Here is an 18313-nt window from a genome sequence, read left to right as displayed (position 1 = left end):
CACCCGAAGGGCCAACTGCAACAAGCTACGGACGCGGACGAAGTGCCCGCAAGCGGAGCCATCAGCGACGGTCGCGAAAGCCGCGGCCGCAGCGATTGCCGATGGAATCGCTGCGGCGAAAGAGACCACTCCAACGATGCGGAAGGCTAGCTCCTCTGCAAACAGAATGAGAGCGCTTGCCGAAAGCCACAGCAGTCCAGCCGCGATCACGGCTTTGAGTTCAATGCCACGCCGGGGCAGGGACCGGCCCGCCGCTTGACATCTCGGCCGCAATTGATCGACTTCCCATCGGAATCGTCGGACGATCACGATTTGGAATCGTCGATAGTCGGCTCGTACTGATCGGCACAGCCGCGTCGAATGCTGAATCAGAGCCCAGGGCAGGTTGGCGCTTTGAAGTGACGTTGCCATGCTGGGGTCAGCGTTGCACGGGTCCAAAGACTTGTGGGGGATCCTTAGCGCCGATACCCCGGGTACTACATCGGAGCAATCCGCCCACTATGTTGAGATTCATGCGACTTTCAAGAGTGCGTGTCCACAACTACCGAAACATTCATGGGCTCGATCTGGAGCTCGGGCAGGTGAGTGTGGTCGTAGGCGAGAATCGCACAGGGAAGACCAACCTCATAAATGCCATTCGCTTGGTTCTTGATCCAGCTATGCCGTATGCCGAACGCAAGTTGACATCGGACGATTTTTGGGATGGATTACGTAAAGGGGATCCTACGTACGAGCCGATGAAGGCGCTCGAAACAATTTCGATCACACTGCAGTTCGCAGACTTCCAAAATGACGGACGCATTGCAGCAGTGCTGTTTCAGGGGTTAGTAACCACGACCCCCGTTCGTGCCGAAATGACCTACGTCTGGGCTCCGGATCCGACCAAGGGAAACAAGTATCGCGACGGTGTATATTTCGGAAGCAACGGGTCCGGTAAAAGGGTAGGCCCGGATTTACGAGAAGAAATCTTCGTCGCGTTTCTTCATGCGTTACGCGATGTCGAGGGGGACATTCGCTCTTGGAGAAAGTCGCCTTTGAAGTCTTTGCTTGAGGGAGCCAGCGAAGCGCTTGATCCGCAGCAGTTGGAGCAGATCAGAGCGAACCTCGAGAGTGCAAATTCAACTTTGCAATCCATGAGCCCGATCCAACAGATATCTACCGATTTGGAATCCGAGCTGTTAGGGTCGGTCGGTCGCCGGCAGTCACTTGGCGCAACGCTACGATCCACGCCGCCGGAACCTTTAGGGCTTGTGCGAGCGATGCAGCTTTACATTGACGGTGATCGCGCTCGACGCTTATCTGCAGCGAGTCTAGGTGGGCAAAACATCCTCTACTTTGCGCTCTTGCAGATGGGCTTTCGTGCACAGATTCTTCAGAAGGTTGTGAGCCACACGCTTTTGCTGGTGGAAGAGCCGGAGGCGCACCTTCATCCACATATGCAGCGTGCGGTTCTCGAAAATCTGACTCCGCGTGACGGGCAGACGTCGATGGTGGTCACCACTCATTCTCCCCATGTGGCTTCGGCAGTTGATGCTCGACACCTGATTCGACTCAAATCTGGGTTGACGGGATCGACAGGTTTCTCGGCGCGAAGTGCTGCGCTCTCAAGCCGAGAGTGGGATGACATGAACCGTTATCTAAATGCGACCCAGGCAGAGATGGTGTTTGCGGACAAAGTTCTGCTCGTGGAGGGCTATGCGGAGGAGGTACTGCTACCGGCCTTCGCCGCGATTCTGAATATCGATCTTGATAAGGAAGGAATATCGGTCTGCGCAATCCACGGAACCCATTTCGAGTCGTACCTTAAATTCTGTGATGCACTCGGAATTCCGTGGGCCCTTTTGACAGACGGCGATCTCGACGCGCAGTCAGTGTCGGCAGGGCAGGCACGAGTCACACGTTTCAGCGCGAATAACTACGGCGGCGCATCGCCCGCCAGCCTGGGGATGTTCGTCGGCGACGATACGCTCGAGCTTGATCTATACGCGACGGGCGCAAACGGCTCCATCGTCGATTCAGTCCTCGTCGAATTGGGTAGTAGCAATACCGGGTCGCGGGTCGGCGCATGGAATGGCAAGCCGTCCAAGTCCAGCCTCATAAGTGAAGTGGTGGTTGCTGGCGGCAAGGGGAGGTTCGCGCAGCGCCTGGCATCAGAGCTGGTCGAAGTGCCGGGTTACGTCAAAGCGTCGCTGGACTACCTATTGGCGTCAAAATGAACCCGCTGGAGACAGCAATATCAGAGCTGGATAGCTGGCAGCGAGATGCTTTCGATGTGAAGTCCCATTGCGTAGTTCTGGCCCCGCCTGGAAGTGGCAAGACTAAGCTCCTTGTCACGCGGCTTGCGCAATCACTCGTAGCTGAGGTCGCGGCGCCTCAGGGCGCGGCATGTATCACCCTGACCAATGGTGCCGCGTTAGAGATGCGCCAAAGATTCGGGGCGATCAGTTCCGACAGGCGTACCAACCTCTTTGTGGGCACCGTCCACTCCTTTGCGCTCAATCGCATCGTCAGACCATTTGCGCACGCTGCTGGTGAGCCCGGTCTTGCCACTGTTCGTATCTGTCGGAGCGCGGAGTTGGATGCCCTCTGGGTCGACGCCCTGGATTCGGCGAAGGTGCCATCAGACGAACGCTCCAACCTTCGGTCGACTGTGAACAAATTCCGAAGTCTGCTCGTTGACGACGCGGAGTGGTCGCGCTTGGGAAAATATCCAATATTGGCTCGCGATGCATTCTTCCGTCAAATGAATCATGCGGGAGTGATTGATTTCCACGGCATGGTCGAGGCTGCTGTCAAGTTTGTCGAGGGCGAGCCTTCGATAGCCACAGGACTTCGCTCAATGTTCCCGCGCATCTATGTAGACGAGTATCAGGACCTCGCCCCAGGACTTGACCGGATAGTGCGGAGCCTCTCGTTCGCAAGCGATACTGAAAGCTCGATTTTATTCGCGGTCGGAGACGCTGATCAAGCAATTTACCGCTGGACTGGGACTAACCCAAAACTTCTGCTTGAGCTCGCGGAACTCTCCGGAATCACAAAAAGGAAACTGAACACTAATTACCGGTCGGGCGAACAACTAGTTAAGGCCACCCGTCGCCTCCTCGGTGAGCGTGAAATGCCCGTCACTCCGCGAGACGGTGGCAGTATTACTGTGCATAAGGTGGCTGGAGGAATACTAGGTCAAGCAAACTTCGCAGCGGCTCAGATCGCGCCGCTTGCCGCGCAAGGGATGTCTCTGCATGAGATCGGAATCTTCTGTGCGACCAACGACATCGCCGCAGAGACTACTTCTGCGCTGAACCGTCAGGGTGTGCCCGCCTGGTTTCGTGCACAAGACAGCTGGGAGACGCCCCTCTCGATCGATTTGGAGCGAATATGCGCATGGGTAGCTCATGGCCAGGACTCGTCGGGCCACGCGCTCTCGGAAGTCATCGCTGACATCCAAAGAACAATACCGGGCCTAAGCGAGGTCGGTGTTGGAGGTATTTGGCCCGTGGGCTTTGCCGCCGCTCCGGGTAGTGGCGCGCTTGAATTCCTCGAGACGGTTCTTGATTCAATAATGCTTGAGGCGGCGGTGGAGGCAAGAAGACAAATCGAAGAGGAATCGCTCGGGATTATTTCTGAGTTACGCGACGGCTCACTTGTCGGCCAGACAATTGCCGAGCTCGGAGAGAAGCGAGTCAGTTTAGGCAAGTGCTATGTCACAACTCTGACTTCTAGTAAGGGACTGGAGTTTGACAGAACATTCGTACTCGGCCTTGAGGACGGTCGAATACCTCACTACTACGCGACCAAGAACAACGCGGAACTTGCGGAGGAACGGAGTAAGTTCTACGTTTCAGTTACACGCGCACGCGATCATGTATACCTGCTCTGGAGCGGGTACACCCAGGATCGCTATGGCAGGAAGCACCTGAATCCAGTCAGTCGCTTCGTCACCGAGCTCTCCCTGTAACTGTTTCACACCCGATGTCCTTTTCGCTAGGTCGTCAGGAGTAGAGCGGCCTTGACACCTACGGGTCAAGTGAGCGACACAACACTCCAGCGGTATCGGGAAACGTGGTACCCCAACCCTGCGCAGACTTCTCGTCGATGCCCGCCAAGCACACCGCTGACACTATTACGACTGAGCTATCGGAGCTCAGATTTCTCGGACGGTGAGCTAAGAATGTCAACGGCCATCCTTGCGAAGTCACCGGCGGCCATCTGCAACCGCGACCGACGAGATTCGCTGGTCCTGTCACCGGCCACGGCCAGTTGGACACCAGGACGCTCAAAGAGCCATGTTTCATGAGCGGCTCCGCCGTCGAAAATTGGATAGGTAGGGTCGATCTCTGCGCGTATCTTGGACGATGAGTAGGGTGAGCGCCTCAAGGCAGGATCATTGGGTGGCCTGTTTCATGCTTGTGTGCGTCGGCTCTCGACGTGCCCGGTACCCCGCCTTCGGTCAAAGCTGCACGAGTAGCCCGAACTCCTGCGGCGACGTAGCCTACAAGCGGATCGCCATCCTCGACGAGGGCGTCGATGAGTCCAAGCGGCGCGTCCGGATTCATCGCGACCAAGAGCGCAAGGTCGATGCTGGTGCCGGCGAGCTTGGCGAGGACTTCGCGCGGCGTCGCGCTGTTGAATGCAACCGCCTGGCGCACCTCTGTGTCCGCGTCGTCGGCGAGCGACGCCAGGAAGGTCGCAGGCGTGTTCGGGTTCGCCGCGACTGCGCGCCGCACTTGGGCGCTACGCCGCTCCCCGCCGAGGAGAACGAGAAAATCTGAGGGCGTGCGTCGGTCAAATGCGACCTGTATCCGCACTTCCGCGCGCTTGCTGGCGACCGTCTCCTCGAGGTCGGCTCTGCTCGGGCCCGAGGCCAGATACGCCTGCTCCCAAGCGGCCCCGGCGTGATCGCGGTCCTCGGTGCTCGTCGCGGGGTTCTTGAACGCGGCTGACCGCACGGATCTGTCGTCGTCTAAGAGCAATGCGCCCAGCACAGCAGTACCGAGCCGCGGGCATCCCGCGGCTCGTGCCCGCACCAAAGGATCGTCATCGTACGCGAGCGTAACAAGCAGGGCGGTGTCCAGTCCCTCGTTGCCCGCTGCGGCCGCTCGCACATTATGAACCGGATCGGCAGCCAGCACTGAAAGAGTCTCAGACGGCGTGCGAGAATTACCCGCGACGGCGCTGCGCACGGACTCGTCGGTACTCTTGGCGAGCCGCGCCAGGGTCCGAGCTCCTGTGCGTTCGTCGTCGGCTGCGATCCGGCGCATGTCCGGGTCGCGAACGCGGCTTTTGGACAGTCTTCCGAGCGCGTCCTCAAACAGTTCGTCGGTCAGCTCAATGTCGGTGCGTGTCGCGACCGCGTTTAGCACGTCGAACAACTCCTCGTCCGTGCTTGTCTCGAGGAGGGGCCCAGCAATGGAGGCCGCGAGGGCGACGGGCGCACTCGGGTTTGATATAACAGCCAAGCGGACGGACGGTTCCTGGTCCTCTGCCAGGCTAACCAGTGCCTCGGAGGGCGCTGCTTCGTTCCGCGAGAGCGCTATGCGTACTCGGGCATCTCGGTCGTCGACGAGCAGTCTCGCGGCTGCGGAGGGGATCCTGCTCGAGGCAGCGAGTCGTTCGCGGGGCTCAAAGGACTTTGTTGAGCGCAGTCGTGGCAAGATAAGGGCGAGGTCGTCGGTAGGAAGAGACGGGTTCTCGATCAGTCCCACGAGGACGTCAACCGATTTCGTTCCCAAGAGCTCTCGGAGCTCCGCGAGAGGCGTCGAGGGGTGGGTTGCGACGAGTCGCAGGGTCTCCTTGTCGTACTCGGCCGGGGTGCGGGTGCGCGCCCACATCGGCCGGTCTCCCTCCGTCCGGAACCGGATGCGCTCCTTCCGAGAAGCGGCGAGCTCACCGAGCAGAGCGCCGAGGACATCGTCCGGGACGTCGACCGTGCGCTGAAGCGCCGACCAGCGGATCAAGGGATCGGCGTCCGCGAGGAGCCTGTCCCGAACTGAGGAGTCCGAGACGGGCAACTCCAGGGCGAATATCTGCCGCACCCACGCCGGGCGGTCCGTACGCATGAGGTCGTTCTTCACTATGTCGGGGAAGCCCGCCGTCAGCCAATCGGGGGCGTAGGTCGATCGTCCCAGTACCGATGCCCAGTACTGACTGGCCATCGGGAGAGGGATGCGGACGCCGAGGCCTCTCGGGAAGCCGCCCCTCGATAGAGCTAGGAACTCCATAAACCATCGCGTTTCGAGCGCCAGGTCATCGCGGTCCTGCGCGACGCGCACGACGGCGCGCCCCGACGAGCGGGGCTGAGCGACCTCATCGCCGGTCACCGACTCGATGGCAAGCTGCGTCTCGGAAGAACTTCCGTCGACGGGAGCCTGCCCCAACGCCTTTAGTTGAGGTTTTGGCGTGCGGGGGTTGGCGGCGACCGTCCGTCGGACGACGACGCTGTTGTCTTGGGAGAGCGCTGCGAGCACATCCGTCGGTGCGCTTTCATTCCCCGCCACGCCTTCGCGGACTGAGGCGTACCTGTCCCGAGCGAGTTCTCGCATCGTCTCCTCGGGGACCATCGCGTTCCGCCCGATGCGGAAGCGGATGCCCGCGTCGATGCTCCGAGCCAAGTCGATGAGCATGTGGCGTGGTGTGTTCTTGTTGTCGGCGAGGATCTGGTCCTTGCGGTGCTGGGTGACCGGGACGCGGATCCCGATCTGCTGACCGCCTGCAGCCTTCGCAAACCTCTGCCGAAGCGCTAGCAATAGCTCCTCAGGGTCTCCACCGAGCAGCATCTCGAGCTCCCACGTCCTCGTCAGGCCTTGCCTGGGGAGCCAGACGCCTACGGTCCGGATGTGTAGGGAGTCATCGAGGTCGAGCATGACGTAGCCGAGAAGCTGCCTTAGGAAGGCTCGCAGCTTCGGAACGGTGAGCTCCGCGTAGGCCTTGCTGTCAATGAGTACGCCCCCGACGAGCCAGTCGGCATCCGCGCCACCAACGAGCCTCGAGCCCGCGAATACAGGGTTCGGCTCGAAGCGGTCACCGTTGGCTATCTGCTCCCGCCATAAGTCGATCTGAGCGCTGTTGGACTCCATCATCGAGCGAAGGTCTGCCAGAGAGGGCGTGTCGAGGCCGACCGCGAAGTCCTGTCCGTCGGTCGCAAGATCGCTGGCCTTCCCGACAGACCCTTTCAGCACTTCGATCATGTCGCGATGGATCTGTTCGCAGTGGGCGAGCAAGAGCGCCGCACGGTCGAGGTCGGCTTCGCTGGAGGGATTCTCGAGAATCTGCACGGCCACGTCGAACGCCTCAGAGAGGACCTTCGCCCGGTGGGCGCCGTTTTCGAATTCACCCTGGCGCAGCGACAGCTCATCGATGCCAAGGGCTGCGACCGAGTCATGAGCATCGAATCCACCGAGCGCGATGCGTACACGGAAGTCGACTGCCGTTCCCGCTCGTGCGACATCCACTCCGGGGAGGGGCGGGATGATCGCGCTGCTCGCCGCAAGTTCGATAAGGCCCAGCGTGTCGGCCGCTGCACGCGACCCGCCAGTTCCGCCCTGTAAGGCCAAAAGAATCGGCGAGATTCCGTCGATGTACGCGCGTACCGGTGAGCCGGAATCCGCCAGGTGCTCTGTGAGGCTCACGAGTCGTACCGCGAGACCAGCGGCCGCTCGGGAATGCCCCGCCCACGCCCCAATCGGTGGAGGCCCAGGGTCGTCGTCGATACAAACATGTGCCAACGCTACCGCTCCGAACTCGAAATCGAAGGCGTGGGCGGGCTTGCTCTAATGCGGTGAACCCATCGCAACGAGCGCTGGACCGTCCCTGAATTCCTGCGGCCTCCTTTCTGGTGGAAGGAGCCGGATATGCCGAGTGGGCTACCTGACCGGCCCTCGATGAACCCGGTCGTCGACCGCGTCCGAGCGAACCTGAAAGGGCATCCGTATGCGCAGCATCGCGACGCGAACAGCGCTTCTTGCATCCTCGATCGTGAGACGCGTCGTGGGCACGTGCTCAATTACCTCTTGCATCGCCAGCCGCATGACCAGCGCCTCGACTGGCTCACGTGTTTTTCCGTGACCGGCTCGTGCCCGGTTCTCAATTTCAGCGTCCATGCCGTATCTCGAACCGACCCCAGTGACTTGCCGTGCTCAGCCGTCCCAGTCGCGGACGCGCGCCTGCGCCCCGGTACCGCCCGATGCCGAGTGCGGTTGCATTGATCGAACCGAACGAGCTGATCGGCAGTCCTGGTCGTCCGGCCATCATCGCTTCCTCTGGGGTCGTTCAAGACGGCTTCGAGCACTGCCAGACTTGACTCATGGCGCACAGGGGCGGAAAAGATAAACGACGATCACAAAAGCGTTCGACCAAGAAATCTCAGCCTGACAAGATTCTCCTGCACCGAGAGGACGAAGCCGAGTGGGACGAGACACGCCACGGAGCTCGGGCCGGGCGTGGGTTCACGTTTCAGCATCTTATCGGCGCCTGGCTCGCTGCGGGAATCCATTCGGGCGATGTCGAAGGGGCCCAGTTGGTGCCGGAGGGCCTCGAGGACCTGTCAATCGATGGCTCGGTATCATTCCAGATACAGGTCAAGTCGCGAATCGACCGGCGGGGTCCATTTTCTCCCCGCGAGGCTGCCGCAGCAGTCCTAGCCACTTGGAACGCTCACCGTTCACGCAACCGACCGGACGACCAGCTCGTGGTCGTATTGGAACGTGACATCGATGGCTGTGTGCTCCCGCGACGATTTGGGACGTCGATCGCTTCCATTGACGGTTCGGCCGTTTTTCTGTCGGCCCTTGCCGCTTTAGCGGACAAGCAGGGTTTGGCGGCGTCGGAAGTGGAACTCGTCTCCACGAAGGTATGGATCATGGCATTACCGTGGTCCGAAGCCGCGTCAGAGATCACGGTTCGTCTTCAGCAACGGCATACCACAACACCGACCGGCGTGTTGAGGCTGGTTGAACGAGAACTCACTGCCGCCGTGCAGGAGGCAGCCGCTGAAAATGCCAGCCGATCGCTATACGATCGCGCGGCCCTGTCGCGGACAACAATTGCCTCCTTGATCTCAAAGACCATCGAACTTGTCGATCTCACGAGCCTCGAGTCCGCGATCCGGGACGGCATCTGCGAACCCGTGGATGCGGCGGCCCAAAGCATGGACGGGCTCAGGTACTACGAAGGAATCGGAACGCAGCCCTCCCACGTCGCCTCCGGACTGGTGGTGCCATCTGATGAAACGAATCAGGCCGTATTGACCGGGTGCTCGGAGGCCGGAGCTGTCATACTGCACGGTCCCTCAGGCGTCGGGAAGAGTGCAGCACTCTGGTCGGTTGCAAGCGCGGCACCGGGTATTCTCTGGTTCCGAATTCGTCGGCTCCTCCAAACCGATGTTGACGACATCGTCAGATTGGCCCGAGCATGGGGAGCCGATGCTGCGAGCCCAGTCGGCTTCCTGATTGATACCGCGGGCATCGGCCAGTTCGGCGGGTGGCGCGACCTCCTCAGGGAAGCCAGCGCCATGCCCGGCCTATATCTGGTGGCGACTGCCCGGAACGAAGACCTCCGCATCTTAGGCGATTTGAGAGGCTGTGTTGCTGTAGAGGTAGTTCTGAGCGAGCAGATGGCCGCGCAGATATTCGAGGGCTTGGTAAACTCTGGCGCGACTGACGTCGCCCACTGGGCGGAGGCATTCGAAGCAAGTCGCGGTCTCACCATGGAGTTCACTCATATCCTCACTCGAGGCGCTCGGCTCCAACAAGTAATCGACGACCAGATCCGCGACCGTCTCGAGGCTGGCCGGGACATCGAGCTGGATATTCTTGCCGTCTGCGGTGTCGCTGGGAGATGGGGTGCCTCTATGCCCGTAGATCAACTGCGCGAACAACTCCAGGCATCAACTTTTGATATTCGTCGTGCCATCGAGCGTCTCGCCACAGAACACATGCTCATCGAAGATGCCGGTCACCTAACTGCCCTACACCGACTCCGCTCAGTTGCGATAACCTCCGCGGTCCACCGCAACCCGCCCCCAACGATAAGCGACTCGGTACGGCGGGCACTAACCGCAATGGCCACGACCGAAATAGCCCGATTCACCGCCGACATGATCACGGACTTGCCCGACCTCGCCCAGGTCGTGGTCGGCATGGCAGTACAGGATGCCGCCAATCCAACCCGGTTCATGGAATACCTTCACGGCCTTCGCCTCGCGTCCTTTTCGCGCCTCGCTATCCGATGGGTTGAAATTGCAAATGCGCACAAAATCGAACGATCGAAGCAGGCCCTCCTCTTCCAACTAGCCATCTCGAGAATCGATGTGGGCATCTTTCCAGAGCGGTTGCGAGTGGCCATTGAAGAGATGGTGAGTATTTCGGCCGATGGATTTGCCGAGGTCCTGTTGAGCAGGCTCGAACCGGATGCGCTGGGGACCCTCTTAACTAACGCAGGCCTTTCCGAGATTGCACAACTACTTTCCGAGTTGCGTGAGGCCGATGGAGCACATGTGGCGGGACTGATCGCCGCCACAAAATCACCACAGTTCTCCACGAGGATTCGCGGGGCAACTCTCGAGCACGTCAGCGAGATCATTGCCGCAGCAATGACTGTAGATACAGAGCTTGCCATCGCTTTGGGCGATGCTGCGGGCGGGCGGGCTACCCTGCTCAAACGGTTCGGGGAAGAGACACCATGGATTCTGGAGTCCCGGATCGATCGAGTCTCCGGTGCCGAGGTGGGATTCGCGCGCATATTGCAGCACTCCGACCCAGACCAGGACGATCATTCCCAAACCGTAGCGACAGGTCGACGAATGCTCCGACTCTTCCCGGAGATCGACGCGGTCGACGTCAAGGTCCTACTGCCGGGCGGTCACGAGCTTCTAATCGACGATCACAACTTCGCTTCGACTGGTCTGACTCGTCGAAATGATGTCACAGAGAGGGAAGTTTTGTGGAACCGAGAGCGAATTCTTCGATCCAAGATCCTCGTCGCTCAGAGCGACACATCGCGCCTGCAAACGGCACTTGGCCTGATACGTCGACTCGTTGAACCGACCCGGGCGATTTCGCAGTCAACGGTGGCAGGTGGCCTCGGGAGCACAGACCCCCACGACCTCGCTGCCGCGATCAACGGCATTGGCTCTGAGGCCAGTAACATCGGGCCCGAATACAGCTCTCGCCTGGATGCGGCCGGAAATCTGGAAATAGTCGACCATGTGTCGGGTTTCATCACAGACTTGACCGAAAACCTATTTCGCCGGCTGGCCGAGAGCCCGGACGGATTTGTCTCGCTTGCGGCGCACCTTCAAGACGCCATCCTTAGTAAATCAATATCGGGGATGAAGTCTCAACGTTGGTCGCTTGTAGGCCTCTCGTCGTACCCACCCGAGCTTGACGAGCTAGAGGAGATCCTTCGTCAACTTCATGCCGTCTTGTATGAGTGCGGTCGCGAGCCAACGAGTGCCGCTAGCATCCTTAATCGCGCCCGCTCCGCACGCCGCGAGTGGGCCCTCGGCCGTGGGGCCGAGGAAGCGCGTCGCCTTTCCAGGCTTGCCGTTGAACGAGATAACAGCCAATTCGAGAGCGTGCTTTCGGCGCTACCCGCCGCCAGCGCACTTTTCGTCGATCGAGAGCCTTGGAGTCCTCGATCACGGACCGTTCTCTACGAGACACCGAGTATCTCGGAATGGCCACTTCACCTCGAACAAGTCGTCTCGCTGTTAACAGACCATGCTGAATCGATTGGCGTCGACTGTATCGTCGTGCCGACGTACAAAGGAGAAGTTCTTGGGGGCATGCAAGTCCGCGTGTACCGCGGAAAGGCTTGGCCAGGTGCGGAGCTCGCGGATATTTTGCTACCTCTCGCGGAGACTCCGCTCTCAACTCAATTTCGACTAGCAGTAGATGCGCTTTCTCAGTTGTACTCGATGAGGGACCTTCCCCAAGCTCAGTTTCAGATTCCCTTGATCGCGGACAAGAAAACTGAAGCAAACGACGCGCTGGCGGGAGCAACTGATGCCATCAAGGCGATAGCGAACGATTCTGTCATTCAGGCGATTTTCAACCTGATTGACCAGCTCACGCTTGCAGTTGATGACGCCAAGTCGCAGAACCTTGCATCGGCGCTTGTCGCCGGTGTCCTGACCGATTCCGCTAACGGAATCGCTGAGATCACGGCCGCCGGCTTGTTGGCGTTGGAATGGGACCTGAATCGAGCCGCGGCACTAGCGAAATTCAACTAGGCCACACGAACGCCCGACGATCGATGGACTACATCGAAACAGCGACGCAGAGCCCATCATGCAGTTGGATTGGCCGTCCTGAGGACAAGTCCAACTGGCGACCCGTCCATACCGTCTGTTTGATGCGGCAGTACGGTACCTCGAAATCGGTTCACGACGGCTCTTGGCGCATCCATAACGCTCGATTCTTTGACCCGCTTATCCGACAAGTAAGGTCGGCCGCCAGTGGAGTGCCCAGCACGTCGACACTCATGGGACGTTGCCGCACGAAGGCGCCACCGATAGACCGAGCAGGCTGAACCAGGCCTGCCTGAACCGTCTGTCCCAGAATTACCATTCGATCGTGGACGCACCGATCGGCGAATTGTCGGCCTCCGGTCCGATCGTCCCGCTGCGTTGAAGCAGTTTGACACGGCACTGGTCAGCTACCCGAACGGCTGTCGCTGAATCCGATCGACACCCGCATTCAGGCGGGCTTGGTCCGAAATCGAGACTCGCAGCCTCGCAACACGCGCTGCCGTCCGAGCATCCTCGATCGTCAGACTGCTCGTAGGCACGCGCTCAATGACTTCCTCCATGGCAAGCTGCACAACCAAGGACTCGACCGACGCACGCGGTTTACCCTGGTGAGCCCGTGCCCGGTTCTCGATCTCAGCATCGACGACGTACCGTGCACTGTTGCGTTGCACCTGCGCCACGACAGTCTTCACAAGTCGATCGAACTGCTGTTGGCGCTCTGCACGCCGGACCTCGGCCTTCGTACTTCGCACGGCCGCGGCGACGTCGCGGCTCGTCAGGAGGTCGACCCGGCGCATCCACTCGACGACGAGCTCGACAGCGCGGGCATAGACGATGTTCTCCACCGGCACCGTCGGGAGCCCAATGCGCGCCCGGTTCTCCACGTAGGCTTCGGCGAATTCGCGCATACGGGCGCCGTTCTTGAGCATGTGCTCGGTCAGCGATTCGGCGAACACCGTGAACTGCCGTAGGTGCTCGGGCCGCGACAGGTCATTGAAATAGGCGTCAGCCTCGCGCTCGTCTACACGCCGCTCGGCGGCCGTCGTCGGATGGAGTCGCTTCGGCGGGAGGCCGGCCCGGCTCAGACTGCGCTTGAGTCGTCTCGCTGCGGCGTTGACTTCCAGTTCCGACTGGTAAGTCTCCGGGTCGCTACGCCGGGTTCGCTGCAACTCGGCACGGCGCTCCTTGTTGCGGTCGGCCCACTCCTTGCTGATCTGCTTCGTGCGGTCGGGATCCGCATCCCGCCTGGCCGCGGCCCGGGCGTTCACGTCGTCGCGGTGGGCCTCGTAGTAGCGGTTGTAATACTCCCTGACCTTCGCGCGATTCTCCTCCACCCACCGCTGCTGATACTCGCGCCGGCGGTCGGGGTGCACTTCCCGCCAGCGTTTCGCACGTTCCCTCCCCCGGGCACGCACTTCCGTCTCGCGATGCCGGCGTGCCGCGGCTCGACGCTCCGAGTCGCGATTGATCTGCCGAGCGCGCTCAAGGTGTTCCGCTCGCCAGAGCCGGTTCATCTCGCGAATGCGGTCGCGGTTCGCCGCCACATACTGGCGCCTCTTCTCGGCCTCCGCATCACTGTCAGACGGATGCTCCGCCAGTGACTTCCGCGACGCCGCGTTCTCCTGAGATGAGTCGTTCATGATCGCTCCTACGTGGCAGGCGGCGGGGCTAGTTCGATAACCAGAGCAAGGAGTTCAGAGCGATGCGCCGTCGGATTCGTAATCACACGTCCGACAGCGACGCGGAGCCGGTCGGCATCGTCGTCCGCGATCGCGGCGACGGGTTCCAGGCAATACGCGATGTCGTTCTGCAGGTTGTACTCTCCATCATCCACCGCGATCTCCGCATAGTAGAAGAGCGAAGCGAGCGCGGCGCGACTGAGCAGATCATCGAACTGTTCTTGGGGGATCGTCATGATGAAGCCTCCTACTGGTCGACGGGTGTGAGCCAATACTGCCCGAACAAGAGGTACGCCGTTGGTGACCGGCCGAGCGAACCTGACCGAGTTCTGTGCCAGCTCAGGCTCGACGCGAAGTGAGCACCGGCTCCTCGACTAGCTCCGGGCCGAATCCTTCGCCGAGAAGTGCCCGCGCCGCCCGACGCCGCGCGTTGGCCTCGCGGCCAAGCACCCAGAGCAGACGCATCAAGGTCAGGGGTCCGGCGACGAGGAACTTCAGCGCATTCCACGCGAAGATCAGTGCGAGCAAGTTGAACCAGCCGGAGCCGCCGGCTTCGACCTGGCTGGTGCAGAAAACGGCTGCGAGTGCGTACGGGACCGCGAGCAGCATCGCCGGCACGCCCCACTTGAGACCGCGACGAGTGTGAAGCGCGTCGAGCAGGACGTTGGTCGGCATCAACCCGCGCAGAGCGTAGTGAATGCGGGCAGTGACGTCCAAGATGAGTCCGAACATGATGCAGCCTTCCAGAAGTCCGGCAACAAGAAACTTGAAAGGACTGCCCGCCGAACGGGAGTCATGCCATCACACCGAGCGATAGCGCGCATAGAGGTTGCCTGACACCATTTTAGAACCGGATGCCCGCCCGCGGAAGCTTTAAATTGACGGCGGGTCGGGGCACATCGCGGGCGGAGCGTTCTTCCGCGAGGCGCTGCGCACCTTCGAGCGCGGCACGAGCGCGCGCGGCATCCAGCTTCTGTGCCGTCGATTCCGGTACCGCACCGAGCGCCCTGGCGCCAACGATGCCGTAGCGGTCGCGGTAGGCCGCGACAGCGCATCCGTTTTGGTGCCACGCGACGGCTGCAGACCCGCGCGGCGCGGTGCCGAGCGCTCGAGTCCACGGCTCCCCCGCGAGCAACGCCTCGTCAAGCACTGCGCTCGCTCGCGACTCGATCAGGTCGTTTCGCTCAACCAACGCCTGGTGCATGGCGGCATCCATTGGCCCGATCGCACGAGGGATCAGCCCGGCGATAAGGCGCGGAGCGCGGCGCGATCGCCCCGCTCCGCCGTTCCGAGACAAGACCGCTGCCACTCTGGCTCGCAGAACCGCCGCGATGTCCTTGGCATCCTCGAACCCGCGGGCCGCAACCACGCGCGGCAGGAGGTTTGCAATGTCGACATAGTGGGCCTCGGCTCGCCGGAGCTCTGCGGTGAATGGCCCGAAGGCATCCGAGTGGATGACCGCGTCGGCCTGGCCCGGCGAGAGCCCGCTCGCGCGCACCACCGACACCCATCGGTCGTGCTGCGCGGCCGCCGCGATGGTCTCATACTCTGCCGCGAGTTGCGCCACCGATCCCCACGCGTCCTGCTCCGCGGCGATGCTTTCGTGTGCGGACAGCTCGGCACCGACGTGCTGCAGAATGCCGAAGAGGATGCTGCGCGCCGTCACGTCGCCATCGTCACCGGGGCGCGGCCCCACGTGGGCGACATCGGGCCGGTCGACGGCGACGTAGGCGGTGTTCGCCTCGCGACCGCGCGTCATCGCGACGTAGAGGTTCTCTCGTGGCATGGTTGGCGCAACGACGACGTGCGCAGTATCGGTCGTGATTCCCTGCGCACGGTGGGAGGTGACCGCGTAGCCCAGTTCAAGGTGTTCGCGCACGTACTCGGCGGGAAGCAGCACGGTGCTCCCCCACCGCCGCCCGTGCCGCCGCACTTCGACCGAACCGTTCCGGTGCACGTCGATCACGGCCCACCGGTCGCCGTTGCGCACCCACGTTCGGGACGCGTAGAGCCGGCGATCGTTCCGGCGCGTGATCACCGTGTCCCCGACCGCGGCACGGGTTCCGTCATGTAGCGCGACTTCGCGCAGCGCATCGACCTGACCCTCTAGGATCAGTTCCGTTCGAGCGCGCACATTCAGTGATGCGACCGCCTCGTTTGAGTCACTGATCAGCACGGTCTCCTTGCCGGCTCGGGTGTCTGTGCGCCAGGCCTCATAGGCGGCATCCGCCATCGCTTCGGTGGTGCCATCGCGCAGGCGGTCGTGCACGCCATAAAGATCGATCACCTCGGAGTTGCCCTGACGCAGTCCGAGGGACGCCGTCTTCTCCCACTCGTGCGCGAACCGGTGCACGTCAATGAGCTCTGGCGCATCCGGTCGATCATGCACCAGCATCGAAAACGCGCCGCCAGCATCAACCGACTGAAGCTGGGCGTAGTCGCCCACCAGCAGAACCTTCGCGTTGGCATTAGCGGCCAGCGCGGTGATTCGATCCAGTGGCAGCGTGCCCGCCAACGATGCCTCGTCGATGATCACGAGCTGCCCGGCCCGAAACGTCTCTCCATGGTCGCGATGGGTCTGCCACCACTTCGCCAGGTTCTCAGTCGTGATTCCGAGGTCAGTCGCCAATACCGTCGCGGCCGCCGCCGAGGGTGCAAGGCCGACCACAGAGCCCGCACCGTGCGCCTCCTCCCATGCGAGCCGAAGCACGCACATGGCCGTCGTCTTGCCTGCGCCAGCCGGCCCCACGAGCACATCAATCACTCGACCCGAGCCGACGATCGACAACAGCGCCGCAAGCTGGCCGTCGGCGAGCACTCCCCCGCCCGGCAGCTTCGTGCGCGCGGCCGACCGCAGTGTCGTCGCCGCGACTCGTGGTCCGTTCTCGTCAGCGGCCCGCTCGAGCAGCCGAGACTCCGCGTCGAGCAACTCAGTCGAGGTAAACACGGTGGAGTGCTTTGGTCGAAAGACGGACGTGAGGTCGTCACGTTGGAATGCGGCAGGGCTCGAGGCCAGCTCGGGTGGTGTGATGCGCAACGACGCGCGCTCGGCAGCATCCGTTATGAGCCCGACAACAGCCTCTCGATCCGAAGCGGATGCGAAGCGGTACTGCATCGTTTGGCGCGCTGCCTCGGCCGTGAGGTTCCAGTGCCGCCAGGTTGCGCGCTTCTCACTGACGGCCGTCATCACGCTGAACGCCAGCGCATCGACCTCCTCGCGAGGCACGTCCTCGGCGCGCAGCACCAGCGCAGACGGGTGAGCGGATGCCGCACTCGCCAACGCCGACGCGTCGCGCCCGAGCACGAGCTTTGCGCGTGCTCGCCACGCAGCCGTGAGGTCTGCCAGGGAGTGCACTTGCTTGACCGGCCGAGTGGAAAGCGTGGCCTGCGCGCGCAGTTTCATGATTGTCACCGGGTTCGGGCGACGCCCGTGGCTCGCCATGTATGCCTCGATCAACCGGTCGGTCTCGACATCGATGTGCCGGGATCTCGACGAGAATTCCGCGACGAGCGCTTCGGGAACAACGCTGACCGCCCACGCGGGGTGGCGGTCCCGACCGCGCTCCCGCTTCTCCCACTGCACGCCCATCGATCGCGTAAGTGCGTCTGCGAACAGGGTCTCGTGCAGTTCGGAGAGCGCAACCACGGCCTCGTGCATGGGCCGGCCATCGAGCGAGCGCCACTTGCCGTCGAGCACGGTCTGCACTTTGTTGCTGATCACGACGTGCGTGTGCAGATGAGGGTCGCCGGCCCGGCTGTCGAAATGGTCGAAGGCCGTCGCGATCAGTCCGGTCACATCGACTTGCGCAACGGCGCCGCCCTGCGCCGTCGTGCCGGTTCTGGTCGCCGCAACCTCGCGCTCCATGAACGCGATCACCTCGGCAACCGCCGCGTGGTGAGCCTCCGCGATGCGCGCCTGCGTCGGTGCGTCGGCAATTCCCCAGAGGACGCTCGCCGACTTTGGAATCGAGAACGTGAAGTCGTACCCGGCGACTGCCCTGCGCCGTTGTCCAGCTGACTCCTCCTCTGCGGATGCTCCCTCGCCGGACCCCGGCTCGACGCCGTCTTCACTCCGGCCGAGGGCGGCTCGATCTGCGGCAGTCCGATACACCGGGTACGCCCGCCCGAGAGCCTCACCTGTTACCGGGTCGCGGCCCAATCCGATTAGCCGCTGCAGCTGCTCTTCCGTGACGACGTCACCCTCGATGACGAGACCGCCGCCGAGACCCGGAAGTCCACCGCCCATCCACCGGCCCGGCGGCGTGCCCTGCGCGGTGTAGTAACGGGTAAGCGGCGTCGATAAAGAGCGATTTCCGTCACCAGCGGCGACCGTGCGCAGCAGGTACTTGTACCCGTCGCCGGCACTCATAACCCGCATCGACACCGTCAC

Annotated in this window: 9 protein-coding genes; 3 read left to right on the top strand and 6 right to left on the bottom strand. The window is 62.0% G+C overall.

Features of this window, described 5'->3' with window-relative positions:
* Positions 1-512: 512 nt before the first annotated feature.
* Together E3O11_RS12885 and E3O11_RS12880 are read left to right on the top strand one after the other, a co-directional pair.
* Positions 513-2216, top strand: a complete 1704-nt coding sequence (locus tag E3O11_RS12885) for an ATP-dependent nuclease (protein ID WP_166787582.1) — start codon at positions 513-515, stop codon at positions 2214-2216.
* Positions 2213-3955 (top strand): UvrD-helicase domain-containing protein, encoded by a 1743-nt coding sequence (locus E3O11_RS12880; RefSeq protein ID WP_092449044.1) that lies wholly within the window; start codon positions 2213-2215, stop codon positions 3953-3955. The genes E3O11_RS12885 and E3O11_RS12880 overlap by 4 nt, the downstream gene beginning before the upstream one ends.
* Positions 3956-4370: 415 nt before the next feature.
* Here E3O11_RS12880 and E3O11_RS12875 read toward each other — a convergent pair whose 3' ends face one another.
* Complete coding sequence (locus E3O11_RS12875) at positions 4371-7625, bottom strand: hypothetical protein (protein ID WP_134495568.1); 3255 nt, start codon at positions 7623-7625, stop codon at positions 4371-4373.
* 234 nt (positions 7626-7859) lie between these two features.
* Positions 7860-8096: a hypothetical protein gene (locus tag E3O11_RS12870; RefSeq protein ID WP_092449047.1), complete on the bottom strand. Its 237-nt coding sequence runs from the start codon at positions 8094-8096 to the stop codon at positions 7860-7862.
* Positions 8097-8299: 203 nt separating this feature from the next.
* On the opposite strand from E3O11_RS12870, the gene E3O11_RS12865 reads away from it, so the two are divergent.
* The gene (locus E3O11_RS12865) at positions 8300-12226 is read left to right on the top strand and encodes a hypothetical protein (RefSeq protein ID WP_092449048.1); all 3927 of its coding nucleotides are present in this window, start codon (positions 8300-8302) and stop codon (positions 12224-12226) included.
* Between the two features lie 425 nt (positions 12227-12651).
* Here the strand turns inward: E3O11_RS12865 and E3O11_RS12860 are convergent, their stop codons facing one another.
* The 4 genes from E3O11_RS12860 to mobF form a co-directional block, all read right to left on the bottom strand.
* Positions 12652-13788 carry a hypothetical protein gene (locus tag E3O11_RS12860; protein ID WP_134495566.1) on the bottom strand — a complete coding sequence of 379 codons (1137 nt, stop codon included), beginning with the start codon at positions 13786-13788 and terminating at the stop codon, positions 12652-12654.
* 104 nt (positions 13789-13892) lie between these two features.
* Positions 13893-14159, bottom strand: coding sequence for a hypothetical protein (locus E3O11_RS12855; RefSeq protein WP_092449050.1), 267 nt, complete (start codon positions 14157-14159; stop codon positions 13893-13895).
* Between the two features lie 103 nt (positions 14160-14262).
* Positions 14263-14655 (bottom strand): sulfate permease, encoded by a 393-nt coding sequence (locus E3O11_RS12850; protein WP_174775752.1) that lies wholly within the window; start codon positions 14653-14655, stop codon positions 14263-14265.
* Positions 14656-14767: 112 nt separating this feature from the next.
* A complete protein-coding gene (mobF, locus tag E3O11_RS12845; RefSeq protein ID WP_092449177.1) occupies positions 14768-18301 on the bottom strand; it encodes a MobF family relaxase in 3534 nt (1177 codons plus the stop codon).
* Positions 18302-18313: the final 12 nt, after the last annotated feature.

The sequence above is a fragment of the Cryobacterium levicorallinum genome (assembly GCF_004402405.1).
Lineage (GTDB): Bacteria > Actinomycetota > Actinomycetes > Actinomycetales > Microbacteriaceae > Cryobacterium > Cryobacterium levicorallinum.
Note: the sequence above shows the minus strand (reverse complement) of the source record. Positions and strands in the feature narration are given on the sequence as shown.